At 66.7% G+C, this 24,550-nt stretch carries 21 protein-coding genes; 10 read left to right on the forward strand and 11 right to left on the reverse strand.

Annotated elements, in window-relative coordinates; translation table 11 throughout:
* Nucleotides 1-218: 218 nt before the first annotated feature.
* Both EDD25_RS14095 and EDD25_RS14100 read right to left on the reverse strand, forming a co-directional pair.
* A complete protein-coding gene (locus tag EDD25_RS14095) occupies nucleotides 219-917 on the reverse strand; it encodes a response regulator (protein WP_134174087.1) in 699 nt (232 codons plus the stop codon).
* On the reverse strand, nucleotides 914-2,617 hold the full coding sequence (locus EDD25_RS14100) for a sensor histidine kinase (protein ID WP_134174089.1): 1,704 nt from the start codon (nucleotides 2,615-2,617) through the stop codon (nucleotides 914-916). Before EDD25_RS14100 ends, EDD25_RS14095 begins: the two co-directional genes overlap by 4 nt.
* Nucleotides 2,618-2,767: 150 nt before the next feature.
* On the opposite strand from EDD25_RS14100, the gene EDD25_RS14105 reads away from it, so the two are divergent.
* The 4 genes from EDD25_RS14105 (at nucleotide 2,768) to EDD25_RS14120 (ending at nucleotide 7,718) form a co-directional block, all read left to right on the forward strand.
* A complete protein-coding gene (locus EDD25_RS14105) occupies nucleotides 2,768-4,150 on the forward strand; it encodes a cation:dicarboxylate symporter family transporter (RefSeq protein WP_134174091.1) in 1,383 nt (460 codons plus the stop codon).
* A 320-nt stretch (nucleotides 4,151-4,470) separates the two neighbouring features.
* Nucleotides 4,471-5,757: a quaternary amine ABC transporter ATP-binding protein gene (locus EDD25_RS14110; protein ID WP_241986421.1), complete on the forward strand. Its 1,287-nt coding sequence runs from the start codon at nucleotides 4,471-4,473 to the stop codon at nucleotides 5,755-5,757.
* Nucleotides 5,754-6,716 (forward strand): ABC transporter permease, encoded by a 963-nt coding sequence (locus EDD25_RS14115; protein WP_134174095.1) that lies wholly within the window; start codon nucleotides 5,754-5,756, stop codon nucleotides 6,714-6,716. Before EDD25_RS14110 ends, EDD25_RS14115 begins: the two co-directional genes overlap by 4 nt.
* A 108-nt stretch (nucleotides 6,717-6,824) precedes the next feature.
* The gene (locus EDD25_RS14120) at nucleotides 6,825-7,718 is read left to right on the forward strand and encodes a glycine betaine ABC transporter substrate-binding protein (protein ID WP_241986420.1); all 894 of its coding nucleotides are present in this window, start codon (nucleotides 6,825-6,827) and stop codon (nucleotides 7,716-7,718) included.
* A 204-nt stretch (nucleotides 7,719-7,922) separates the two neighbouring features.
* On the opposite strand, the gene EDD25_RS14125 is transcribed toward EDD25_RS14120, so the two are convergent.
* Nucleotides 7,923-8,291 carry a DUF1801 domain-containing protein gene (locus EDD25_RS14125; protein WP_134174098.1) on the reverse strand — a complete coding sequence of 123 codons (369 nt, stop codon included), beginning with the start codon at nucleotides 8,289-8,291 and terminating at the stop codon, nucleotides 7,923-7,925.
* A 234-nt stretch (nucleotides 8,292-8,525) separates the two neighbouring features.
* Between EDD25_RS14125 and EDD25_RS14130 the strand changes: the two genes are divergently transcribed.
* A complete protein-coding gene (locus tag EDD25_RS14130; protein WP_198418867.1) occupies nucleotides 8,526-9,929 on the forward strand; it encodes an APC family permease in 1,404 nt (467 codons plus the stop codon).
* Between the two features lie 49 nt (nucleotides 9,930-9,978).
* The gene (locus EDD25_RS14135) at nucleotides 9,979-11,451 is read left to right on the forward strand and encodes an HNH endonuclease signature motif containing protein (protein ID WP_134174100.1); all 1,473 of its coding nucleotides are present in this window, start codon (nucleotides 9,979-9,981) and stop codon (nucleotides 11,449-11,451) included.
* 57 nt (nucleotides 11,452-11,508) lie between these two features.
* Here the strand turns inward: EDD25_RS14135 and EDD25_RS14140 are convergent, their stop codons facing one another.
* Nucleotides 11,509-12,069: a CGNR zinc finger domain-containing protein gene (locus EDD25_RS14140; RefSeq protein ID WP_134174102.1), complete on the reverse strand. Its 561-nt coding sequence runs from the start codon at nucleotides 12,067-12,069 to the stop codon at nucleotides 11,509-11,511.
* Nucleotides 12,070-12,150: 81 nt separating this feature from the next.
* Here EDD25_RS14140 and EDD25_RS14145 point away from each other — a divergent pair, with 81 nt between their 5' ends.
* Nucleotides 12,151-13,191 carry an EamA family transporter gene (locus tag EDD25_RS14145; RefSeq protein WP_134174104.1) on the forward strand — a complete coding sequence of 347 codons (1,041 nt, stop codon included), beginning with the start codon at nucleotides 12,151-12,153 and terminating at the stop codon, nucleotides 13,189-13,191.
* Nucleotides 13,192-13,209: 18 nt separating this feature from the next.
* On the opposite strand, the gene EDD25_RS14150 is transcribed toward EDD25_RS14145, so the two are convergent.
* From EDD25_RS14150 to EDD25_RS14180, 7 genes are all read right to left on the reverse strand, one after another.
* Nucleotides 13,210-14,226, reverse strand: a complete 1,017-nt coding sequence (locus EDD25_RS14150; RefSeq protein WP_134174106.1) for an FKBP-type peptidyl-prolyl cis-trans isomerase — start codon at nucleotides 14,224-14,226, stop codon at nucleotides 13,210-13,212.
* An 84-nt stretch (nucleotides 14,227-14,310) separates the two neighbouring features.
* On the reverse strand, nucleotides 14,311-14,904 hold the full coding sequence (locus EDD25_RS14155; protein ID WP_134174107.1) for an energy-coupling factor transporter transmembrane component T family protein: 594 nt from the start codon (nucleotides 14,902-14,904) through the stop codon (nucleotides 14,311-14,313).
* A gap of 10 nt (nucleotides 14,905-14,914) precedes the next feature.
* Nucleotides 14,915-15,595: an energy-coupling factor ABC transporter ATP-binding protein gene (locus EDD25_RS14160; RefSeq protein ID WP_134174109.1), complete on the reverse strand. Its 681-nt coding sequence runs from the start codon at nucleotides 15,593-15,595 to the stop codon at nucleotides 14,915-14,917.
* 5 nt (nucleotides 15,596-15,600) lie between these two features.
* Nucleotides 15,601-16,230, reverse strand: a complete 630-nt coding sequence (locus EDD25_RS14165; RefSeq protein WP_134174111.1) for a biotin transporter BioY — start codon at nucleotides 16,228-16,230, stop codon at nucleotides 15,601-15,603.
* A gap of 84 nt (nucleotides 16,231-16,314) precedes the next feature.
* Complete coding sequence (locus tag EDD25_RS14170) at nucleotides 16,315-18,129, reverse strand: glycoside hydrolase family 15 protein (RefSeq protein ID WP_338419624.1); 1,815 nt, start codon at nucleotides 18,127-18,129, stop codon at nucleotides 16,315-16,317.
* A gap of 52 nt (nucleotides 18,130-18,181) precedes the next feature.
* Nucleotides 18,182-18,682 carry a hypothetical protein gene (locus EDD25_RS14175; protein ID WP_134174115.1) on the reverse strand — a complete coding sequence of 167 codons (501 nt, stop codon included), beginning with the start codon at nucleotides 18,680-18,682 and terminating at the stop codon, nucleotides 18,182-18,184.
* A gap of 89 nt (nucleotides 18,683-18,771) precedes the next feature.
* Complete coding sequence (locus tag EDD25_RS14180) at nucleotides 18,772-18,960, reverse strand: hypothetical protein (protein WP_134174116.1); 189 nt, start codon at nucleotides 18,958-18,960, stop codon at nucleotides 18,772-18,774.
* A gap of 97 nt (nucleotides 18,961-19,057) precedes the next feature.
* On the opposite strand from EDD25_RS14180, the gene EDD25_RS14185 reads away from it, so the two are divergent.
* The 3 genes from EDD25_RS14185 to EDD25_RS14195 are packed head-to-tail and all read left to right on the forward strand — an operon-like array spanning nucleotide 19,058 to nucleotide 24,500.
* Nucleotides 19,058-19,675, forward strand: coding sequence for a TetR/AcrR family transcriptional regulator (locus EDD25_RS14185; protein ID WP_241986419.1), 618 nt, complete (start codon nucleotides 19,058-19,060; stop codon nucleotides 19,673-19,675).
* Nucleotides 19,676-19,677: 2 nt separating this feature from the next.
* On the forward strand, nucleotides 19,678-22,590 hold the full coding sequence (locus EDD25_RS14190) for an MMPL family transporter (RefSeq protein WP_134174118.1): 2,913 nt from the start codon (nucleotides 19,678-19,680) through the stop codon (nucleotides 22,588-22,590).
* Nucleotides 22,587-24,500, forward strand: coding sequence for a YhgE/Pip domain-containing protein (locus tag EDD25_RS14195; RefSeq protein WP_134174120.1), 1,914 nt, complete (start codon nucleotides 22,587-22,589; stop codon nucleotides 24,498-24,500). The genes EDD25_RS14190 and EDD25_RS14195 overlap by 4 nt, the downstream gene beginning before the upstream one ends.
* The last annotated feature ends 50 nt before the right edge of the window (nucleotides 24,501-24,550 follow it).

Here is a 24,550-nt window from a genome sequence, read left to right on the forward strand (position 1 = left end):
AATATGCACTCATGTTAAATCAGTCGTGGGCCCAATGTCCGCTGCTGAATTCGTGCCATGGTGACATATTCTAATCCCGGGCCGCGTGAGTTCGATGCGGTGATCCAGTGCTCTGACGCGTCAGGGTCGGTGGGAATCGTGCATTTCCCGTGGAGCGTCTCGGATTTCCGCCGTCGGGCCGACATGGTCGCCACGGGAAAACGCGCCACGCAGCGTACCTAACGTCGCCAGCTGTACTCGTTCTCAGGGCGACCGGGGGTGCCGAAACGTGGGGCCCGCAGCACTGGGCCCGAGTCGGCCAGAAACTCCAGGTAGCGCCGCGCCGTGACGCGGGACATACCGAGCGCCTCGGTCACCTCGCTCGCCGATACGGGGGAGCGCTGCGCCTTGAGGTGGTCCGTCACCCGGTGCAGCGTGTCGTCGGCGAGGCCCTTGGGGCGTGGCACGTCGGTGGGGGAGCGCAGGCTCGCGAACGCCTGGTCGAGGTCCGTCTGCGTGGTCACGCTCGACGATGCCTCCAGCTGCTGCCGAAAATCGCGGTAGCTCACGAGCTTTTTCGCAAACGTGGCATACGTGAACGGTTTGATCAGGTACTGCACCACACCGGCCGCAATCGCCCCGCGCACGGCCTGCAACTCTCGCACCGCGGTGATCGCAATGATGTCCGTGGCCAGTCCCGCCGAACGGATGCGCCGACTCACGTCAAGTCCGTGCAGGTCGGGCAGGTTCATGTCCATGAGCACGAGATCGATCGGGGTGCCGGCGGCGGCCTGTTCGGTGAGGATGCGCAGCGCGTTCTGCCCGGTGCGCACGGTTCCGGCGAGCACGAAACCCTCGAGGCGGCCCACGTAAGCGGAGTGCGCCTCGGCGGTGAGCGGCTCGTCTTCGACAACGAGCACGCGAATCGGTGGGGTCATGAAGGCGCTCCCTGCGGCGGTCCGGCCGGCCCGGCGGCACGCTCGACGGCAGGGCCACCGATGTCGGTCCCGGCGGTGGCCAGCGGCACGGTGGGAGCAGTGGTCGTGGGGATCGTCACGGTGAACACGGCACCGTCGCGGCGGCTCACGGCGAGGGTTCCGCCCAGGCGCTCCACGGCCTGCCGCACGAGCGCGAGTCCGAGACCGCGGCCATAGCCGGCGCTGTCCTTGGTGCTGTAGCCGAGCTGCATCACACGCTCCGCGGCATCCGTTTCGATGCCGGGCCCGCTGTCGGCGACTTCAACGGTGACGCAGTCGGGTGAGCGGCTCACGCTCACGGTGACCCGGCGGGGTGGCGGGGCGGATGCCGCGGCATCGAGCGCGTTGTCGATGAGATTTCCGAGAACGGTCACCAGGTCGTGCACCGACAGTTCGGAGCCGGAGATCGTTCCTTCGGCCGTGACGGTGAGGGTGATTCCCAGCTCGTTGGCCTGCGCCGCCTTGCCCATGATCAGGGCGCTGATCACGGGTTCGTCGACGGAACTCACCATGTCGTCGGTGAGCTGCTGGCTCAGCTCAAGGTCGGTCGTGGCGTAATCGAGGGCTTCCTGCGTGCGACCGAGCTCCATGAGCGACACGATCGTGTGCAGGCGATTGGAGTGCTCGTGCGTCTGCGCGCGGAGGGCATCGGAGAGCGTGCGCATGGATTGCAGCTCGGTGCCGAGCGTCTGCAGGTCGGTGTGATCGCGAATGGTGGCGACCGAACCGATGCGAGCCGCTGGCTTGTTCTTGCCGGTGCTTGACGGGGGCACGGCCGGTTCCTGGTTGACGACCAGCACACGCGTGTCGGTGACAAAGACCTCGTCCTGCGTGCGGCGTCCACTCTGCAGTAAGGCGCCGAGCGCCGGTGGCAGATTGAGTTCGCCCAGTGCCGTGCTCGGGCGGTTCGTCTCGCTGGGCGGAATGCCGAGCAGGTGCGCGGCCTGGTCGTTGTAGAGCACGAGCTTGCCGGTGAGGTCCACGAGGACGAGGCCTTCGCGCACCGAGCGCAGCACCGAGTCGTAGTACACGAAGAGCTGGGCGAGCCGCTCGGGACCCCAACCGAGCGTCACCCGCTGCAGGTAGCGACCGAGCGCCAATGATATGAGCGAGCCTGCCACCAGCAGCCCGGCGGCGAGGGCGAGTAGGGCCGGCAGTCGGGCATTGAGAGCGATGGTGACGTTACTCGTGGTGACCCCAGCGGCCACGAGCGCCACGACCGACCCGCTCGCGTCAACGACGGGGGCCACGGCGCGAACGGATGGCCCGAGCGTTCCGGTATTGATCTCGGTGAACGGGCGGCCGGCGAGGGCGCGGGCAATCGTGCCAGAGTACGGTCGACCGATCTCGCTCGGGGTGGGGTGCGTCCACCGGGTTCCGTCCGGCGCCATGATCGTGATGAAGTCGAGCTTGGCGTCCTCCGTGACGGCGACCGTGTACGCCTGCAACACAGCACTCGGGTCGGCGGAGGCGCTGGCCTCCAGGGTGAGGGGGTTGTCGGCGATTGTTGCGGCGACCGACAGCATCCGTGTCCTGGTCTCGTCGAAGCCATGGTCGCGCGCATCGACGAACATGGCCGTGCCCACGAACATGGTGAGCACCACGATCGACAACGCGTGGGCGACGAGCAGGCGACGGGCAATGCTCCACTCGCGGCTCACAGATCTCGCCTCTCACGTGGAAAACAGAACATACCCGTGAACAGTATGACCGCAAGATCGGGCAATCGCACTGCGTCGGCCAGTGTGGGAGCCAATCAGGAAAGCCGCCCCGGGTGGGTGCGGTAGCGAACCAAGACAAAGGAGTCTGACATGGCGTTGTCGTCATCCCCTCGATCGGTCAAGCCGCGCAAGCGCATTGACCGGTCCCACTACCTCTACATGGCGGTCGTCGTCGCCGTGCTGCTCGGCATTGTCGTCGGGCTTGTCTGGGGCGGCCCGGATGGCTTCGCCGTGAAGCTCAAGCCCATGGGTGACGCCTTCGTCAGCCTGATCAAGATGATGATCGCCCCGGTGATCTTCTGCACGATCATTCTGGGCATCGGCTCGATTGCCAAGGCCGCAACGGTGGGCCGGGTGGGCGGACTCGCCCTCGGCTACTTCGTGATCATGTCGACGTTCGCGCTTGGCATCGGCCTCGTGGTGGGCAACATGATTCAACCCGGATCAGGCCTCGACCTCTCCGACGCGAGCTACGTGGCCTCGACGGCTCCGGAATCCAGCTTTCTGCTGAGCATCATCCCCACGACCCTGGTCTCCTCGCTCACCTCGGGCAGCATCCTGCAGACCCTGCTCGTGGCCCTCATCGCCGGTTTTGCCCTGCAGCGGATGGGGCCGGCCGGCCTGCCGATCCTTCAGGGCATCGCACACGTGCAGGCCCTCGTCTTCCGCATTCTCATCATGATCATGTGGATGGCGCCGCTCGGTGCCTTCGGTGCCATCGCCGCTGTGGTGGGTTCCACCGGAATCCAGGCCATCGTGAGCCTCTTCACCCTCATGGGTGCGTTCTACGCCACCTGCATCCTGTTCATCGTGGTCATCCTCGGGGGGCTGCTCAAGATCGTCACAGGCGTGAACATCTTCAAGCTCATGCGCTACCTCGGCCGGGAATACCTGCTCATCGTCTCGACGTCTTCGTCCGAAGCAGCCCTCCCGCGCCTCATCGCCAAGATGGAGCACCTCGGAGTGTCGAAGCCCGTCGTGGGCGTCACCGTTCCCGTGGGTTACTCCTTCAACCTTGACGGCACGGCGATCTACCTCACGATGGCGTCGCTGTTCATCTCCACCGCCATGGGCAAGCCCATGAACCTCGGGGAGCAGGTTGCCCTGCTCCTATTCATGATCATCGCGTCGAAGGGTGCGGCCGGCGTCTCCGGTGCCGGTCTCGCCACGCTCGCCGCGGGCCTGCAGTCGCACGCTCCCGACCTCGTGGGCGGAGTTGGTTTCATCGTCGGCATCGACCGCTTCATGAGTGAGGCGCGTGCGCTCACCAACTTCACCGGCAACGCGGTCGCCACCGTGCTGATCGGAACCTGGACGAAGGAGATCGACCGTGACCAGGTGGACCGCGTTCTGGCCAGGCACGACCCGTTCGACGAGACCACGATGGCGGCGCACCACTCGTTCGAAGCCCCGGTCGACGTAGACGCGCAGACCCTCGCGGAGAGACACAAGTCGGTAACGATTAACGCCTAGTCCCGCGTGAAACAGGGGTTCTGCCGGGCGTTTGTCTCCGGTGGTGCCCCGGTTTCGGGTGCACTAAAAATACCCTTGTGCTACCATCAGGGAATGGATTCACGACCCATTCACCAGAACGCGCCCACGCCCTTCCGCCGCGTCACATGCGGTGGAATCGACGTGGACGTATGGTGCGGCCTTGACGGACGCGATCCCATGATCGCCCCAGCCCACGCCCGACTGTCGGCGTCCGGCCGGTCACGACCCACCCGTTCGACACGAGCGAGTACCCGATGCATCGACCGAAAAACGTCGAACTCGGAGTGCCCCGGAGAACTTTGACCGAAACAATTGCCGTTAGAGCAGAACATCTGTACAAGGCATTCGGCCGACGCCCGAATGAGATCGTCAAGCAGCTTGAGGCCGGAAAAAGTCGCGCCGAAATCTCACACCTCGGAGTCGCTGCCGTCATCGACGCATCTTTTGAAGTGAAGAAGGGTGAGATCTTTGTGGTCATGGGCCTGTCCGGCTCCGGAAAATCCACGTTGATCCGCATGCTCAACGGTCTGTGGGACGCCACTTCAGGCAGCGTCACCATCGGTGACACCAACATTGCCGGCGTTTCAGGCGCGGAACTGCGCGACGTGCGACGCAAGAGCGTCTCCATGGTGTTCCAGCACTTCGCCCTGCTGCCGCACCGCACGGTGATCGACAACGTTGCCTACGGCCTCGAGATCCAGGGCATGTCCCGCGAGCAACGCCTGACCAAGGCGCGCACCATCATCCATCTCGTCGGGCTCGACGGCTGGGCCGACCGCCTGCCGTCCGAACTCTCCGGTGGAATGCAGCAGCGGGTCGGCCTCGGCCGTGCGCTCGCCGCCGACACCGATGTGCTCCTGATGGACGAGGCCTTCTCGGCTCTCGACCCGCTCATCCGCCGCGAAATGCAGGAACAGCTCGTCGAGCTGCAGGCCGACCTGGGCAAGACCATCATCTTCATCACTCACGACCTCAACGAGGCCATGTTCCTCGGCGACCGCATTGCGGTTATGCGCGACGGCCGGATCGTTCAGATCGGCACGCCGGAAGAGATCCTCACCGACCCGGCCAACGACTACGTTGCCCAGTTTGTGCAGGACGTCGACCGCGCCCGGGTGCTGACTGCTGCCAGCGTGATGGAGCCGGGACGCGCCGTGGTCACGACCAACGGTGGCCCGCGTGCGGCCCTCCGCACCATGCGCGATTTCCAGACCTCCGCCGCTTTCGTGCTCAACCGCGACGGCAGCTTCGTCGGCATCGTGCGCGACCAGGACGTGCTCAAGCTCGTCAAAGCGGGAGAGACCGACCTGCGCAAGATCATTCTCGACAACGCGGTCTCCGTCAGCCCGGACACCCCGCTGGTCGACCTGGTCGAACCGTCGGTCGAGAGTGCCATGGCCATCGCCGTCGTCGACGAGAAGAAGCGCCTGCTCGGCGTCATTCCGCGGGTGACCTTGCTGGCCGCGCTCGGCAACGTGAACACGAACACGGGCACTCTGCCCGTGATCGAACCGCCGTCGACCATCTCCACCAGCGTGATGACTGAAACCCTGCTCGAAACAGACTCGGAAGGAAACGACCTGTGAACGACTTCCGCATTCCCCTCGGAACCTGGGTTGAAGGTTTTGTTGACTGGGTCACCAACACCTTCGGCTTGCTCTTCGACATCATCCGCGCCGTCTTCAAGGGCGCCTTCGAGGGCGTCGACTTCCTGCTGGTCTCACCGCCCTTCTGGGTGATCATCGTTCTCGCTGCCGCGTTGGCCTATGCGACCCGAGGATGGAAATTCGCCGTCGGTACCGTCGTCGGGCTGACCCTGATCCTGGGCGTCGACCAGTGGGAGAACGCGATGGACACCCTCGCCCTGGTGCTCGTTGCCAGCGTTATCGCGATCGCCATCAGCGTTCCGCTGGGAATCCTGGCCGCCAAGTCGTCCGCCGCGTCGGCCGCCATTAGGCCGGTGCTCGACTTCATGCAGACCATGCCGGCCTTCGTCTACCTGATCCCGGCGCTCATTCTGTTCAGGATCGGTGTCGTCCCCGGAATCGTTGCAACCATCATCTTCGCGATGGCACCGGGCGTGCGCCTGACCGAACTCGGCATCCGCGGCGTCGACCATGAGGTCGTCGAGGCGGGGCAGGCCTTCGGAGCGTCGCCGTCGCGCATCCTGCGTCAGATTCAGCTGCCCCTTGCCATGCCGACCATCATGGCCGGTATCAACCAGGTCATCATGCTGTCCCTGTCCATGGTCGTCATCGCCGGCATGGTCGGTGCCGGAGGCCTCGGCGCACAGGTCGTCGCTGCCCTCAACCGCATCGACGTGGCTCTCGGCTTCGAAGCCGGTCTCGCCGTGGTGATCCTCGCGATCTACCTCGATCGTCTGACGGCAGCGCTCGGCAAGGGTGGCACTCCACTGGGCCACTACCTCACGGCACGCAAGCGACGCCGGCAGACCGCCGCGGCTGCAACTGAGAAGGCGCAGGACCAGCAGGACCAGCAGGACCAGCAGGCCCCTCAGCTCGCCGGCACGACAGCCCGAGCCTGACCCCAACTTCACGGATGCACCCGTATTCGTGGCAAAATGTGCGGTTTCCGCATGCACCAGGAAGTATCCCGGTCGCCCGCAGCAGGGCGACACAAGAAAGGAAGACACATGAACAAGCGTTCACGTACTCTCATAGCGATGGGAGCCGCTGGGCTCCTCGCTTTGACCGGCTGTGCGGCAGAAGCCGATTCCACGGTCGGAGACGGAAACTCCGACAAGAAAGACATCAAGATTGCCGTCTTCAACGGCTGGGACGAGGGCGTCGCGTCCTCCGAGCTGTGGAAGGCCATTCTCGATGAGAAGGGCTACAACGCCGAGCTGAAGTATGCGGATGTCGCACCCGTGTTCTCTGGTCTGTCCACCGGTGACTATGACTTCACCCTCGATGTCTGGGCGCCCAACACCCACGCGTCGTACATCGAGGAATACCAGGACGGCATCACCGACCTCGGCGCGTGGAACGATGAGGCCAAGCTCACCATCGCGGTGAACGAGGATGCCCCCATCGATTCCTTGTCCGAGCTCGCCGCGAACGCGGACAAGTTCAACAACCGCATTGTCGGTATTGAGCCTGGCGCCGGTCTGACCAAGGCAGTGAACGAGGAAGTCATCCCCGGCTACGGCCTGGAAGACATGGAATTCCTAACGTCCTCAACGGCAGCCATGCTGACCGAGCTGACCGCCGCAACGGAAGCCGGCGAGAACATCGTCGTCACCCTGTGGCAGCCGCACTGGGTCTACAGCGCCCTGGGCATCAAGAACCTTGAAGACCCTGAGGGAGCGCTCGGCGACGCCGAGGGCCTGCACGCGTACGGCAAGTCGGATTTCGCGACGGACTTCCCCCAGGCCGCAAAGTGGCTCGGCGACTACAAGATGGACCTCGACCAGCTCGGTTCGCTCGAGAAGGCCATGTTCGTCGACTACGACGGCAGCGATTATGAGCCGATCGTAGCGAAGTGGATCGAAGACAACCAGGAGTACGTCGACTCGCTCACGAGCTAGTCACCTGATTGTCTGAGAAGGCCCGCGTCGTATGACGCGGGCCTTCTCAGTGCCCGGCCCAATAACACAGAGTCCGCGTCGTATGGCGCGGGCGCTGTGTATGCCCGGCACACAACACAGAAGGCCCGCGTCATACGACGCGGGCCTTCTGTGTGTACCTGGCTCGGATGCTGGTTCCTGTGAACCAGACCCGCCAGAAGTGGCTTATTCGGCCTGGAGCTCGCTGATCTGGTGCAGCCAGCCGTCGAACAGGGTGTCATCGAGGTCGTCGGGGCCGTGCAGCTTGAACTCGCTCATCTCGGCTGATCCGCTCGCATTGAGCTTGCCTGAGGCATCGCTGATCGCCTGGCCGCGCCAGAACAGCACGGTGACGAACGTGGGGTACGCCTTGATGCCAGCGACCGGAATTCCGTCATCCAGCCAGACCGGATGCCCGTGCCACAGCTCCGTGGAGGTCTCCGGCAGCCCCATGTCGAACTTCGCCCGCAGGGCGGTGACGACGCTCGCAAGCGGCTCGCTCTGCTTCTCGACGTAAGCGGCTATGGTCGTTGCCGCCGGGATGGGGGCAGTCATAGCGGGGAGAGTGGAGGGTGTGGGGTCCAGCGTGGATGTCAGGTGATCCTCTTTCGTTAGTAAATAGTTGTCTCCTAACACTCTGTCATGGATGCGCAAGAAGACTCTGACCGCACACTCAGGTTTGCAGTCAGTTCTCACGCACGGCTGGTAGCCGTCGTGTTCCAGGGCATCTCCCACACACCGGACAGTCTCTTAGACTTACAGGTCTGAGCCTCTATTGAAGGGTTGTACGTGCCCGACGCTGTTAGATCACCCATTCACGCCCGCCGCAACCGGTTTCGCCGGGTGTTCGCCTCCCGGGGAGTGTTGCTGGTGGCATTCGCCTTCTCCGTGATGGCTGACCCCGTGTCGTCTGTCGCCTATGCGGTTGAGGCGGCCCTGCGGGCGCTGGGCGGCGACCTTTCGCTGTTGCTGGCCACGATGGGTCTCGTGGTCGCGATCATCGCCCTCGTCATCGTGAATTACCGCCAACTGATCTCGCGCTATCCCAAGGGCGGTGGGGCATCCGCCGCAGTCGGTCAAGCCTTTGGCGACGGCTGGTCGTTCATCCCGATTGGCGCTCTTGTGGTGGACTTCGTCCTGACGATCGCCGTGAGCGTTTCAGCCGGAGCATCGGCTGCAATCGCCTACTTTCCGGCGCTCGCCCCGTGGCGGATCGAAATAGCCACTGTTTTGTTGCTCGTCGTCGCAGCGGCGACGCTGTTCGGACATCTCGGTCGCGTCATCTTCGCCGGAATGACCCTCACTTTCATCGTGCTGACAGCCGCGGTCCTGCTCTACGGGCTGGGAGTCACGCCACAGGCGATGGGAACGATCACCGACACCGCTCCCCACGTACCGATCGTGGCCGTGCTGCTTGCCTTCCCGGTCGCTATGGCCCTGGCCACCGGGGTCGAGGCCCCATCCACGGCCATCGCCGAGCTCGGCCAACTCGACGATGCCGGCCGGCGGCGGTTCGGGAGGCTCACCCTGTGGCTGACGCTTGGCGTGGTCGGCACCATAACAATCGGGCTCGCCGTCGAGCTGGTACACCTCAGGATCGGAATCCCGGGGCCGAACACAACCCAAATCGCTGAGCTTGCCCGGGTGGTGGCACCCGCGCCGCTCTTTGGCGCCTTCCAGCTGGCCACCGCCTTGCTGTTGCTCGCGGCCGCGAGTTCGGCGTTTCAGGCCGGGCCGGGGATGCTCAAGGCGCTTGCTCGGCACGCCCGATCGGACGGCCGGATCGTCGGGATCCTGCCGGCGGCCCTGGGACGTACCAATAGTCGGCAAACACCGTTTTGGGGAGTGGCGACCTTTACCGTCCTGTCGGCGGCGATCGTGATCATCGCCGGCGCCAGTGATCAGAGCCTGGTCTTGTTCTATGCCGTGGCCGTGTTCTTGAGCTTCCTGGGCGGGCTGCTGGCCATGGCCAGGTTCTCGTTTCGGGAGGGGCGGCGGGCCTCCCTCTTCTTGAACGTTGTGGGGGCGGTCGTCGTGTTGTTCACGCTGATCATGAACCTGTCGCGCGGCCTGCCGCTGATCAGTCTCGGGGCAGCCCTGGTGATCTCAACCGTCTTGCACCAGATTTGGGTTCGGTCGGGCCGGCCCGAGGGCGTGCGCAGCATCCAGGCGGCCAGCACCGTCAAGTCCTGACTCCAGGCATCGTCGGCTCAGTGTCGGTGGGTGCTGTCACACTTGTTTCATGACAACCACCATTGACGGTGTTTTCGTTGATCTGACCGGGTCTCTGGCCCGGTCAGGTATATCCGCGGCGTCTTTCGCGGAGTTGTCCGACGACGAGTCGGAGAACACCCACCGGGCCATTGCCCAGCTCGCTCGCGAGGTCGCCAAGTACGTCGCACTGTCGGCCGCGAACGTCGCCTGCCGCTCCGACTGGGCGCTCGGCCGGGAAGGCCTCGCGCGCAAGAAGGGCTACGCCAGCGCAGAGGACTACGTGCAGGCCTTGGGTGGTGGCGGCGGCAGCACCAAAGCGGACACCCGCCGCCTGATCGAGGCCGGCACGATGGCCGCCGAAGCCGAAACCGCCCGGGCCAGGCAGGAGCAGGCCGACCGGCTGGCCCTGGCGCATCCGGAAGCGCCGCCGGTAGCCGTGCACACGCCGTGGTTCGCGCCGCTCGGCTCCGCCGTCACCGACGGAACCCTCAGCACCGACGCCGCCACGGCCATCCGCCGGGGCCTCGGTGAACCGGCGATCGGGGTGACCGATGAGATGCTCGCCGACGCGGTCGTCGCCCTGATCGCCGAGTGCCGCAGCGTGAACGCCGACCAGGCGGCGAAGGTGGCGCGGCAGTGCCGAGACTCCATTGATGCCGCTGGTGTCGCCTCTCGCGCCGACGCCATGCGCGCCCGGCAGTACCTCCGGGTCTGGGACAAGCCCGACGGGATGCTGCACGGCAGCTTCGAGTTGGATCCGGAGAACGGTTCGTATTTCAAGGACTTTCTGTTGCAGATCACCGGCCCCCGCCAAGGTGGGCCGCGGTTTGTGGAGAAGGGTGAGAAGGAGCGGGCGCAGCGCATCATCGCCGACCCGCGGTCAACGGACCAGATCGCCGCCGAAGCACTGATCGAGGTGATCAAGGTCGCCGCGGCCGCCGACCCCGGCACGCTGTTCGGCCGTATCCGTCCCTCGGTCAAACTCGTCCTCACTGAGGCGCCAACACCGGCCCCCAGGCCGGACACCCCGGGCCCACTGCTTCTGCGGAACGGGTTCATCGAAGGAACCCCGGACGCGGTCCCGGCAACCACGATCGACCGAACCATGTGCAACACCGGCTTCACCCCGGTGCTGTTCAGCCGAGACGGCACGGTGCTCGACGTCGGACGCGAACAGCGTCTCTTCACCCAGGCGCAACGCGCGGCACTCGCGCTCCGTGACGGCGGGTGCATGTGGCCGGACTGCCACCGACCACCCTCCTATTCCGAAGCCCACCACCTGCACGGATGGGACGGTGGGGGCCTGACCAACGTCGAAGACGGCATCCTGCTCTGCGCCCGCGATCACCTCCGCCTGCACAATGATGCATGGGAGGCCACTCGCATCGGCAGGGAATACTGGCTGATCCCACCACCGGCCGCCGATACCACCCGAACCCCCATCCGCCTGGTCAGCAAATCAGCACTCTTACCAGGTTCACCACTCCGTCAACACGCCTGAACACGAGCGCAACGTCGCGGTAGTCGGCCGCACCACCAACGCGCCGGCCGGTTGTGGCTAGGCCTGAAGGTCGGCGGCCTGCCGCTCGCGGAACGCGATCATGTTCATGCGGTTGCCGCAGCGCACACTGCAGAACCGCTTGGAGCCATTGCGGGAGAGATCCAGCACCAGGCCGATGCAGGCATCCGCCGCGCACATTCGCAGGCGCCCCATTTCGTCGCTGCGGATCACGTCGATCAGGGCCAGGGCCGCCTCGACGCGCATGCGCTCCCCGAGCGGCGCCTCGGGAACGGTCGCGTGCAGGTGCCAGTCCGACACGTCGTGGCGCGCGAGCTGGGGGAGAGCGTTCGCCTCGAGCAGCATGCGGTTTACCTCGAGCACGGCGCTGTCTCGGTCGAGGGTCCAGACCCGGCGCATCAGGGCGCGGGTCTGCCGCACATCAAACAGCTCTGCCTCGTCGCCGTCAATGCGGCCGGTGAAGGGAATCGAGGTGAGAAGGGCGGCGAGATCGGCGACCGTCTCCAGCTCGTCGCGACCGCTCGGGGAGGCGCCGGGATCGCTATTGCCGAGCGCCACCAGGAATTCGAGAGCCTCCTCGGTGTCAGGGGCAAAATGCAAGTTGACTCCTTATAGCTTCGGTTGTACTGTCAGTGGCATCAGCCAGTTTAGACCATGACGGGCTTGTTCGAAGGGCTCCTCATGAAACTGGAAACGATACCCGGTGGGCTGAGCATCGCGGTCGTGGCCGCGATCTCGTTCGGCACCTCCGGCGCGCTGGTCAAACCGATGCTCGAGGCCGGCTGGTCGCCGACGGCGGCGGTCACGGCGCGCGCGTTGACGGCAGGGCTTGTGCTCCTGCCGTTCGCGCTGTTCTCGCTGCGCGGGCGCTGGGCCGCGCTCTGGCTGGGCCGCTGGCGAGTACTCGGGATGGGCATCGTGGGCGTGGCGTGCACGCAGCTGGCCTATTTTGCTGCGCTGCAGACGATCCCGGTCTCTACCGCGCTGCTGATCGAATTTCTCGCCCCGCTGATTCTGGTCGGCTTCGTCTGGGTGACCACGAAACGGATGCCGCGGCGCGCGGTTCTTCTCGGCTCGGCCCTCGCCGTGGCCGGCCTCGTGCTCGTGATCGGTCCCGGCGCGATTCGCGCCGTCGACCCGGTGGGCGTGCTGTTCGCGTTCGGGGCGGCGATTGCCTGCGCGGTGTTCTTCGTCGTTGCCGCGCGCCCGGCGCGGGGGCTGCCGCCGATCGCGCTCGCGGCGTTCGGACTGCTGGTCGGTGGCGCAGCGCTCGGACTGCTCGGTGTCACCGGTCTGCTGCCGTTCACCGCATCGTTTGCGGACCTGGCGTTGCTCGGAGCTGAGACGCCCTGGTGGGTACCGCTGCTCGCGCTGGCGCTCATCAGCACGGCGATCGCCTACGCCGCGGGCATCACCGCGGCCGGGGTGCTCGGGTCGCGGCTCGCGTCGTTCGTCGGGCTGCTGGAAGTGATTTTCGCTTCGTTGTTCGCGTGGCTGCTGCTCGGCGAACTGATCACGCCGCTGCAACTGCTCGGCGGGCTGCTCATCCTCGGCGGCATTGCAGCCGTGGGCGAGGAGCGCGTTGAGCTGGCCGCCGAGTCCCTGTTGCCGGACGAGCCCGGACAGCATCCTGTGGAACCACATGAGCCAATGAACGACGGCCCGGCCGCCGCCTCCGGGGAGGCAACGGCCGCGGCATCCGCTCTGATCGGGCGACCGTAAACGGCGAACGTGTCCGGACTACTGCGCGGGAGCGGCGGGGGTGGGGCCGGTACCCAGAATGTCGACGACGAACACGAGTGTGTCGGTGCCGCTGATACCCGCCTGGCTGTTGCCGTCGGTGCCGTAGCCGTCGACCGGCGGGATGACCGCGAGCACCTGCGAGCCGACGGTCTGTCCCACGAGGGCATCGGCGAAGCCCTTCACCACATTGGCGGTGGGCATGGCCGCCGGGCCATCGGTCTTCCAGGAGGAATCGAACTCTTTACCGGTCGCCCAGAGCACACCGGTGTACTCGATCTGCGCGGTGTCACCGGCGGCGACGACGGCGCCGTCGCCCTTCTTGAGCGTGGCGATCGTCAGGTCGCTCGGAGCATCGGTCTTGGGGATGCTGATGGTGGGTTCACCGTTGTCGGCGAGCGTCACGGTCGGCAGGCCGGCCTGGACAGGCTGATCCACGCCGTTTGCCTTGGCCGGCTGAATGCTGTTGATGTCGATGACGAAGATCATCGAGTCGGTGGTGCCGAGGCCGAGGTCGCTCCAGCCCTTGTCGCCGAATCCGTCGGAGGGAGGCATAACGGCCACGACGCGGTCGCCGGCCACGGAGCAATTCACGGCCCGCACGAGTCCGGGGACATAGTTGTCGGCCACGGTCAGGGAGACCGAGGAGGATTCGGCGCCGTAGCCGGTGGAATCGACCTTCTCACTCGTCGCGCCGTTGAAGGCAGAGAACGACACGTTCACGACCGATCCGGCCTTGGTCTTCTCGGTTCCCGTGCCCTCGATGGCAACGGTGCGCTCGGTGGCGGTGGTCTTGACCGGGGAATCCATCGTCACGGTCGGTTCGGCCCCGAAGTCGCCGGTCACATCGATGGCGTCGGAAACGCTGCCTGCATCCGTGCACTCGGAGGTCGGAGAAACCGTGCGGTCCGCGTTGGCGGCATCCGTGCTGTTGGGGGCGCTGCTGCTTCCGCTGCAGGCGGTGAGTGCCGCCGTGAGGCCGAGCGTGGTGACAAGAAGGGCAAGTTTTTTGGACACAGGGCTCTCTCTACGCGAAGGATGTCTGGGTCAACCCTCCCACGCCGCGGCTATGAGCTCGCTGAATGGGGCGGCGCGGCGGCGTCAGTCGTCGAGCCCGCGCGCGGCGAGGGCTTCGCCGAGGGCATCCGCCGCGTAGAGCGACCGCACGACGACGGGCACCGCGAGGGCCAGCAGTGAGCCGCGGGTTCCCCGCGCCTTCCTGGCCTCCAGCACCTCGCGCACGATGTCGGTGACAAGCGGAATGCAACGGATGGTCAGGGCCACGAGCAGTCCGATGCGCTCGGAATCGATCCAGCGGGAGAACGGCTTGAGCAGTGCCTCGAAGGCCTCGAGCACGGCGGTGACCGTCGTGGTCATGGTAAACAGGGCGGCGAGGGTCACCGCGAGCAGCAGCCGGCCAGCCATGAGCGTGGCGACGACCCACCCCGCCAACAGGCCCTGAACGGGCACCGCGATGACCAGGAGCCAGAGGATCGGAGCGATCTGCGCCACCGCGGCCCTGAGCGGTACGCGAGCGCCCAGCACGAGAATGACCACGAGTACGGCCGCGACGCCCAGCATCCGCAGATCGCTGGTGGCGCCGAGAACCACCACAAATATCGACAGCAGCAGCAGTTTGAGAAGCGTGGGAGCCCGATGCACGAGGGAGGTGCCGGGGCTGTAGAGACCGATCACGGGCGGCGGCTCAAGACACCAGCGCGCGGTAGACCGACAGGGCCTCGTCGGGGCGGGCGTCGGCCACCACGCTGCCCTCTTCGATCACGATCACCCGGTCAAAGTCATCGAGCAGCTCGAGATGATGGGTGACCATGATCACCTGCTGGCTGAGCGTGGCCACGAGCTCAGAGATGCGTCGCGCGTTACGCGCGTCGAGCAGGGTGGTGGGCTCGTCGGCCACGATGATGTCGGGCTCCGACACGAGCACGGCGGCGAGCGAGAGCAGCTGCTTCTGGCCGCCGGAGAGACGATGTGCGGGATGCTCGGCATGGGCCGACAGACCAAAACGTTCGAGGGCGGCAGCGGTGCGCTGGGTGATCTGGTCTGCGCTCAGCCCCCGACGACGCAGGGTGAACGCCACGTCTTCCTGCACGGTGGGCATGACAATCTGGTTGTCGGGATTGGTGAACACGAACCCCACCCGGCGGCGCACCTCTTTGCCCCGCTTGGCGACATTCAGTCCGTCGACGGTGACCGTTCCGCTATCGGGGGTGACGAGTCCGTTGATCATTCGGGCGAGCGTGGATTTGCCGGATCCGTTGGCGCCCACGATGCCGATGCGTGCTTCGGTCAGGCGCAGGGTCACATCGCGGAGCACGGTTCGGTCTCCGAAGGCGTGCGAAACCGCGTCAAACGTGACGGTGCTCATGCGTTCTACTCGGCGCCGGCCGCGGCCGTGTTGTCGAGCGCAGCGGGGACGGTGGCGGCGCGGCGCTTCACCGGCAGAGCGATCAGGCCGGGATACGCGCGGTGTACCTGGCGGGCAACGAGAACCGTGATCACAACCTTCAATATATCCCCGGGTAGGAATGCGACGTTGTTCGCCGCGGCGACCCAGAGCGGAAGCCCGAGGTTGAGCGCCAGGACGGGGATGCCGAGAAGGTAGACGGCGACGATTCCGCCGAGGGCCGTGGCGCCGAGTGCCTTCCAGAGCCGGTAGCGGGGGAGTAGCCGACCCGTGAGGTATCCGATGACGACCACGCCGAGCAGCCAGCCGTAGAGGTAACCCGCCGACGGGCTGATCGTGAAGGCGGCGAGCCCGCCTCGACCGCCCGATAGCAGGGGCAACCCGGCCAGGGTCAGCACAAGAAAGAGCAGAACGGCGAAGAAGCCCTTGCGCGCGCCGAGAACCGCGCCGGCGAGCATCACCCCGAGGGTCTGAAATGTGATGGGGACCGCAATCGCCCCGATCGACAGGGCTCCGGGCAGGCCGAGGGCCGCGATGAGGGCGGCGAAAATGGCGATCTGGGCGAGATCGCGGGCCGAGAGGATGCGTGTGGACATGAATCTCAATCTAGAATCCGAGCACCCCCCGATTCCAGAGAAAACCTCCAAAGAATGGGAACGGAGTTTGTACGCCGTCCGGGGTCAGTGCGAGATGCTGCGAATGGGGGAGCCCTCGCCGGACGCGATGGCGTCGGCGGCCCGCACGAGGGCGAGGTGTGACAGCGCCTGCGGTGTGTTGCCGGCCTGATGCCCGTTCGTCACGTCATATTCCTCGGAGAGCAGGCCCACGTCGTTGACGAGGCCGACGAGCCGATCCATCAGGGTTAACGCGTCGTCGAGCCGGTTCGACGTGGCGAACTGTTCCACAAGCCAGAACGAACAGGCGAGGAACTGATTCTCCCCGGGCGGCAGCCCGTCCACCGATATCGAAGCCACGGCCGATGCGCGGTACCGCATCAGCAGGCCGTCGCGCATCAGCTCGGACTCGATCAGGGCGACCGTGCCCAGCATGCGCGGATCGGTGGGGGCGCAAAAGCCAACCTGGGCGAGCACGAGCAGGGAGGCATCCACTTCACTGCCGCCGAAGTACTGCGTGTAGCTGTTGCGGGCCACGTTGAACCCGCGGGCCTCGATGTCGGCTCGCACCTCGTCGCGCAGCTCGGTCCACTTCGTGAGCGGGCCCGGCAGTCCGAACTCGGTGATGCCGCGCACGGCCCGGTCGAAGGCCGCCCAGACCATGACCCGCGAGTGCGTGAACTCGCGGGCCGCTCCGCGCATCTCCCAGATGCCCTGGTCGGGGCGCTGCCAGTTGTCTTCGAGAAACTGCATGAGGGCTCGTTGCAGCGGCCAGGAGAATGTGGTTTCGCCCACCCCGGCGACGCGGGCGGCATGAAGCGCCACCATCACCTCACCGATCACGTCGGACTGGAACTGGTCGACGGCGCCGTTGCCCACGCGCACCGGCCCCGCGCCGCGGTAGCCGGGCAGGCTCGTGAGGTCGCGCTCGGTGAGGTCACGCTCGCCGGAAAGGCCGTACATGATCTGAACGTCATTCGGGTCGCCCGCGATGGCCCGCAGCAGCCAGGATCGCCAGTCCTCGGCCTCTGCCTCGTAGCCGTGCGACAGCAGCACCTCGAGGGTGAGGGAGGCGTCTCGCAGCCACACATAGCGGTAGTCCCAGTTGCGCGTGCCGCCGAAGTCCTCGGGAAGCGACGTCGTGGCGGCGGCCACGATGCCGCCGGTGGACTCGTGGGTGAGGGCCCGCAACACGAGCATCGAGCGCAGCACCTCCTCGCGGTAGGGGCCCTGATCGGTGCAGCGAACCGCCCAGCGCGCCCACCAGTCCGCGGTCGTGCGGTAGGCGGCATCCACGTCTACGGCGCTCGGCGTGTTGAGCTCAGCCTGATACCACGTCATTTGCACGTCGACCGTGTCGCCGGCCGACACGGTGAAGTTGGAGGTGTGCCGGTGATCGGCGGCCTTCAGGCGCGGACCGCGAATCACGACGGCATCCGGGCCGGCCACCGCGATGAGACCGTGTGTGTTCTCGTTGGTCATCTGACGTACCCACGGCATGGTGCCGCCGTACCCGAAGCGGATGCGCAGCTCCTGCGTCATCACGACGCTTCCCGAGAGGCCGCGCACCCGGCGCACGAGGTCGGCCCGGTTGTCCCCGTGCGGCATGAAGTCGAGAACCTCGACGGATCCGGTGCCGGTGGTCCAGATCGTCGAGAGTATGAACGTGTCACCCAAGTACGAGCGGGTGACCGAGGCCTCACGGTCGGCCGGGGCGAGAAGCCAGCGGCCGTTGTTTTCGTCGCCGAGCAGCGCACCGAACATCGACGCAGAATCATAGCGGGGCAGACAGAGCCAATCGATGCTGCCGTCGCGGCCCACAAGCGCGGCCGTGTGGCAATCGCTGATGAGCGCGTAGTCCTCGATGTCTAGTGCCATCAGGCCATGCTGCCATCAGGCATTGATGTCAGCGCGGTATTCATTGCCTACACCGTTAGGCGACGAGGCGCGCCGACTCCGAAGTGGATGGTGCGGTGGACGGCAGCTGCACCGGCCCGGTGACCGTGGCGCGGGCGGGCTCGGCCCACACGGAGATCGGCGCGGGTGTCCAGGACAGGGCCGTGGGCTCAATCACGGCTTCGTCACCGATGACGGCGGCCCGCGCCTTCGCCAGGCGTCCCGTCTTCGCGGGGACGACAACGGCAGGAACGATGCTGGGGGCGGAGGAGCCGGCGAGCCTGGCGGTCTCCACCCGCAGGGCGGTGGACAGGGCGGTGGCGATCTCCGCGGCCTTGAGCCCGTGGAAGAAGACGTCGGTATCGTCCGCGCTGCGAGGGACCAGGGTCCACAGCCCGTTCACGCCCACGAGTTCAGCAACTTTGTCGTGCAGAAGCTCGAGAATCTGCTCGTCGCTCAGTATCGGCGTGGGTACCGGGGTGGGTGCCGGTGCCGACACTGCCAGTGCGGCTGCGACACGACGTCGACGACCAAACATTCGGGGCCCCTTTCAGGCGAAAAACTGCTCGTCTCCAGTCTCGATGACGAGCCACCCCAGACCGGCCTGACACGCCGGGACTCCGCTGGTTACTTCTCGATTTGGCGCTTATTCGCGTCTTCGATCACGTTTCCGATGGTCACCGCGGCACTGAGTGCCCAGCCGAGCCACAACATGATGAGCCGCCAGTCGCGGGGTCCATTTCGGGTCGCCTGCACGGTGTGCCACCCTCCAGCGACAACGCCGATCATTGCACTGTTGAAAATGAATTTTCGCATCAAGACCTCCGCGGCCCAGAGTACCGGTCAGACGCTCCAGCCTGCGAATCTGACCGATCGTGCAGAGTTTGACCGATCGGTCAGGTAGTGTGCTGTCGTGACCCCCGACTTCCCACTCCCACCGGCCGCCAGCATCCGTCCCCGAACCGGTGACGAACTGCGCAGCATCGCCCTCGAACTCTTCGCGTCGGCCGGATTCGCCGCAACATCGTTGCAGCACATCGCCGACGCCGCGGGCTACTCCAAATCGAGCGTGCTGTACCACTTCGCGTCCAAGGAAGCGCTTCTCGCCGAGCTGCTCACCCCGGCCGTCGACAGGCTGACCGAAATTCTCGAACGCTACCTCGACGCGGGCCAGACGGAGTCCTCCCGGAGCGATTTCATCGACGATTTCATCGATTTCCTGCTGCAGTTCCGGCTCGAGTTGCACACCTTCATCAACCAGGGCCAGTCCCTCGGCGGCATCCCGGTCGTCGACCGGGCACGGGACGTCATCGTGCGCCTCTCCGACACGCTGTGCAGCACCGACGCGAGCGTCGAAGATCGCCTGCGCTTCGCCATCGCCCTCGGCGGCGCCGCCTACTCGCTCGTGGCCGGGATGACTTTCCTCGGCAAGGACATCGCCCCGATTGACGAGCTGCGGCCCGCCCTGCGCACCGTGATCATCGAACTCCTCGTCCCCGTCGCCCTGCACAACCCCACCGGAAAGCAGTAACCGTGGCCACCGCGCTGTACCGCATCGGTCATTTCGCTTACCGCCGAGCCTGGCTTGTGATCGGGGTGTGGGTCGTTCTCCTCGGCGCCATCCTCGGCGGCGGCGTCGCGCTCGGCGGACAGACGCAGGAGTCGTATGCCATTCCGGGCACGGAATCGCAGGACTCCATCGACAAGCTCGCCGCGGTGTTTCCCGCGGCCGCCGGCGCTCAGGTGCAGGCGGTGTACACGGTGCCGAGTGGGGCATCCGTCACTGATGCGCCGTACCGCACCGCCATCGAAGACATGGCCACGGTCATTGAAGGCATCGCCGGCGTCAACGCCGTCATCAGCCCGTACTCCGAATATGCGTCAAACGCCATATCCAGCGACGAGCAGACGGCCTTCACGCAGGTGCAGCTCACCGGACCGTCAACGGATGTCGTCCCCTCGACCCTGCAGGACCTCACCGACACGGCAACCCTCGGCGAAAAGGCCGGCCTCGAGGTGGCCTTCGGCGGTCAGGTTTTCCAAGACAACACGTTCGGCATCACCATCACCGAAATCTTCGGGGTGCTCTTCGCCGGGGTGGTACTGCTCATCACGTTCGGCTCGCTCATGGCCGCCGGAATGCCCCTGCTGATGGCCCTGATCGGCGTCGGCGTGGCCATTGGCGGCATCACCACCATTTCGGCCTTCGTGCCCGTCTCCAGCACCGCGCCGATGCTCGCGCTCATGCTGGGACTCGCGGTGGGAATCGACTACTCCCTCTTCATCTTGTCGCGGCACCGCACCCAGATGGCCACGGGGGAGAGCCCGCACGAATCGGCGGCGACCGCCGTGGCCACGGCCGGCAGCGCCGTGGTCTTCGCCGGACTCACCGTGATCATCGCCCTGCTGGGCCTACTCGTGGTGGGGATCCCCTTCCTCAGCGTGATGGGCGTTGGCGCGGCCTTCGCCGTGCTCGTGTCGATCGCCGTCGCGGTCACCCTGCTGCCCGCCCTCCTCGGGCTGGCCGGCGCCCGGCTCGCACCCAAGCCCGGTGGGCGTGCGCACCGCCGCGCCACAACACCGGATACCGGTCGCCCGACGCTCGGACGCCGCTGGGTGGGCCTCGTGCTCAAAGCCCCGATCGTGGCCGCCATCCTCGTCGTCGGCGTGCTCGGCACCCTCGCCATTCCGGCGCTCAGCCTCGACCTCAACCTGCCGGACGGTGCGTCAGAACCCGCCGGATCCACGCAGCTCAAGGCGTACCAGCTCATCGAGCAGGGCTTCGGTCCCGGCTACAACGGGCCGCTCATCGTCGTGGTCGACATCACCCAGACCACCGAAATCTTTCCGAGCCTCGACGCGATCGGCGCCGAGATTCGCACCCTGCCCGACGTCGCCTATGTGGGCACGGGCACACCGAACCCCTCCGTCGACACCGCCATCATCCAGGTCATGCCCGGAAGCGCGCCCGACGCCCCCGAAACGAAGGTCCTCGTGCAGGCCATCCGAGACCTGGGACCGGGCATCGACCAGAAATTCGGAACACCGATCACCGTCACGGGTGCGACGGCCGTGGGCATCGACATCTCCAACCGGTTGACCGGGGCGCTCATCCCCTTCGCCCTGATCGTCGTGGGCCTCTCGATTGTTCTTTTGACCATGGTGTTCCGCTCCCTCTTCGTGCCGATCAAGGCGGCCCTCGGCTTTCTGCTATCCGTCTTCGCCGCCCTCGGCGTGACCGTGGCGATCTTTCAATGGGGCTGGTTCGCCGACGTGATCGGCGTCGAGAACCCCGGCCCGATCCTGAGCTTCCTGCCCATCCTGCTGATGGCCGTGCTCTTCGGGCTCGCCATGGACTACGAGGTCTTCCTCGTATCTGGCATGCGCGAGGAGTTCGTGAAGACCGGCAACGCCCGGCAATCCGTGATCCACGGGTTCTCCCACGCGGGGCGCGTGGTCACCGCGGCGGCGCTGATCATGTTCTTTGTCTTCTTCGCCTTCGTGCCCGAGGGGACCGGCGCGATCAAGGGCATTGCGTTCGCGCTCGCCATCGGGGTGTTCCTGGATGCCTTCCTGGTGCGCATGACGCTCGTGCCGGCAGCCATGGCCCTCGCCGGGAAAGCCGCATGGTGGATTCCCGCCTGGCTCGCCCGACTGCTGCCGAACGTCGACATCGAGGGGGAGGGCCTCCGGCGCCACCTGCTCGACAACGCCTGGGCCACCGAACAGTCCGCGGCGATCACGGCGGAGGAGGCGGTGTTCGGCGTCGCCGACACCACCATCGGTCCGCTGTCATTCAACGCGGCGCGCGGATCGGTCCTGCGCCTCGGCGCACCGGCATCCGCTCGACGAGTGATCGCGGCCACGTTCGCCGGCCGGCTCGACCCGGTGAGCGGACGCCTGCAGGTGGCCGGTTCCCCGCTGCCCTCCGAGCGAGGTCGAGCCCTGCGTTCCGTGGCGCTCGCCGAGGTTGCCGCCGATACCGGCCAGACGCTGGGCGACGTCGTCACCGAACGGGTGCTGCTCTCCCGGCCGTGGTACCGCGGCCGCACCACCAGGGCAACCGTGAACACCTGGATCGGCCGGCTCAACGCGGTTCGTGACTCCGGCCTCGAACCGGCCGAACCGGTGACCCGCGACACCCTGCTGGCGTCGCTGAGCGGGCACGACCGGGCGCTTGCCGCCGTGACCGCGGCGCTTGCCGAGAACCCCGCCGTGCTCGTCGTTGACCTCGGCGACGCGCTGCCGGAGGATTCGATGCAACGCGACCTGCAAACCGTGCTGGCCGACCTCGTGCCGAGCGCCGTGACCCTCGTGATCGCGGCTACCGCGTTCAACGCCGAGGCCCTCGCCTGGAGCAGCCGGCGCGGCACCAGCACCCTCACCCTCACGTCAACCCCGGCCGACGACTCTGCGTCCGTGGATGGAAAGGTCCTGCGCTCATGAGCCCGCAGCTTGAACGACTCTTCACTCGCACGCCCGGCCAGCGCCGCTGGGTGGTGCGCGGCCTCGTGGCCGCTCTGATCGTGGTTCCGCTCGCCGTCGCGGGCGTCTTCACCGCGGCGCTCACCTCGGCGAGCGACCGCGTCGACACGATTCACGCGATCGTGGTCAACAACGACGAGTTCGTCACCCTCACGCTGCCCGACGGAACCGACCAGCCCGTTCTGGCCGGCCGGCAACTGGTGACCCAGCTCACCGCCCCGAACCCCGGGGCCGCCGGCTTTGACTGGACGATCTCGAACTCCGAAGACGCCCAGGCAGCACTCGCGTCGGGCGAAGCGTATGCGGTGCTCACCATCCCACCGGACTTCTCCGCCTCGGTCACCTCGCTCTCCGGCACAACGCCCACCCAGGCCGACCTCGACATCCGCACCGATGACGCGCACTCCTACCTCGCCGGATCGGTGGCCCAGTCGGTTGGAGGCGCCCTGACCGGCGCCTTCGGCCGCGAGGTGACGTCCCGATATCTCACGGGCCTGTACGACAATCTTGCCGTGCTCGGCGAGTCCCTGCAGAGCGCAGCGGATGGCGCGGCCCAGGTCTCCACCGGCATCACGGGTGTCGCCACCGGGCTCGATTCCCTCGCCGACGGAGCCAACTCCGCGGCGACCGGCGCGGCATCGGCCGCCACCGGCGCCTCCTCGTTCTCGTCCGGCGTTGGCACGTACACGCGCGGGGTGGATTCGCTCAGCACCGGACTCGGCACGCTCAGCTCCGGAGCGGCCGGCCTGTCGCAGATCAGCGGCGGCTGGTCGGGTTACACCGGCGGCGTCACGCAGACGGCGAGTGGTTTCGAAGACCTCGCGGCCGCGCTCCTGGCCAACCCCGCCAACGCCCCCTATGCCGGGGCGCTCGCCGACTTCCAGGCCGGGCTCGACACCCTCTCCAGCCAGGGAGCCGCCCTCAGCGGCCAGACCACCTCCGCGATCTCCGGCGTGGCGTCGGGCATCAGCCAGAGCGCATCCGGGGCCGCCGCGCTGTCGAACGGATCCGACGGGCTGCGCAGTGGGGCAGCGAATCTCGCCTCCGGCGTCTCCGGCCTGTCCGGCGGCGTCGCCGACCTTGCGACCGGCGCCGACGCGGCCGCGTCGGGTGCCCACGCCCTGGAATCCGGAGCCGGCGACCTCGCAAGCGGTCTCTCGGAGGGCGCCGCCGGGGCCGCCCCGTTCACGACGCTCGACGCGACAGCCACCGCGGAGGTCGTCTCTGAGCCCGTGGCCGTGGCGACCGATCGGGACCACCCCGTGTCGAGCGTCGCACCGATCATGGGCGCGCTCTTCGTGCCCGTGAGCCTGTGGATCGGCGCGCTCGCCATCTTCCTTCTGCTGCAGCCGCTCACGCGCCGGGCCCTGGCCTCCACCGCGAGTACCGGCCGAATCGTGCGCCGCGGCCTCGGCCGGGCCGTCGCCATCGCGGCGGCGCAGGCCGTGCTCGTCACCGTGCTGCTGCACGCGGCCCTCAAGGTTGACTGGGTTCTGCTGCCGACGACCCTGTCATTTGCGCTGCTGCTCGCCGTGACGTTCGTGGCGGTGCACCACGCCCTGACCGTGCTCTTCGGTCGCGGCGGCATCCTCGTCTCGCTCGTGCTGCTGGTGCTGCAACTCGCCTCGGCCGGCGGCCTGTATCCTCTCGAGCTCGTGGCGAAACCATTCCAGGTCATCAGCCCGTTCCTGCCGCTCACCTGGGCCGTTGACGGAATGCAGGCCATCGTGTCCGGTGGCAGCGCGGCATCCGTTGCCTCGGCCGCCGCGGTGCTCAGCCTCTTCGCCATCATCGGTGTGCTGGTGAGCTGGTGGGCCGTGGCGCGGCAGCGTGGGGCCATGGCGTGGTCCCACGCGGCAGCGCTGGCGTAGCGGCTCCCGCGGAGCGTCGCGGCACCCCTGGGATCCGATGGCACGTGCTC

This window comes from Cryobacterium psychrophilum (assembly GCF_004365915.1).
Lineage (GTDB): Bacteria > Actinomycetota > Actinomycetes > Actinomycetales > Microbacteriaceae > Cryobacterium > Cryobacterium psychrophilum.

Coding starts and splice junctions, on each gene's coding strand:
- EDD25_RS14095 (WP_134174087.1), bottom strand. CDS start 917: ATGACCCCACCGATTCGCGTGCTCGTTGTCGAAGACGAGCCGCTCACC.
- EDD25_RS14105 (WP_134174091.1), top strand. CDS start 2,768: ATGGCGTTGTCGTCATCCCCTCGATCGGTCAAGCCGCGCAAGCGCATT.
- EDD25_RS14120 (WP_241986420.1), top strand. CDS start 6,825: ATGAACAAGCGTTCACGTACTCTCATAGCGATGGGAGCCGCTGGGCTC.
- EDD25_RS14125 (WP_134174098.1), bottom strand. CDS start 8,291: ATGACTGCCCCCATCCCGGCGGCAACGACCATAGCCGCTTACGTCGAG.
- EDD25_RS14135 (WP_134174100.1), top strand. CDS start 9,979: ATGACAACCACCATTGACGGTGTTTTCGTTGATCTGACCGGGTCTCTG.
- EDD25_RS14145 (WP_134174104.1), top strand. CDS start 12,151: ATGAAACTGGAAACGATACCCGGTGGGCTGAGCATCGCGGTCGTGGCC.
- EDD25_RS14160 (WP_134174109.1), bottom strand. CDS start 15,595: ATGAGCACCGTCACGTTTGACGCGGTTTCGCACGCCTTCGGAGACCGA.
- EDD25_RS14165 (WP_134174111.1), bottom strand. CDS start 16,230: ATGTCCACACGCATCCTCTCGGCCCGCGATCTCGCCCAGATCGCCATT.
- EDD25_RS14175 (WP_134174115.1), bottom strand. CDS start 18,682: ATGTTTGGTCGTCGACGTCGTGTCGCAGCCGCACTGGCAGTGTCGGCA.
- EDD25_RS14180 (WP_134174116.1), bottom strand. CDS start 18,960: ATGCGAAAATTCATTTTCAACAGTGCAATGATCGGCGTTGTCGCTGGA.
- EDD25_RS14195 (WP_134174120.1), top strand. CDS start 22,587: ATGAGCCCGCAGCTTGAACGACTCTTCACTCGCACGCCCGGCCAGCGC.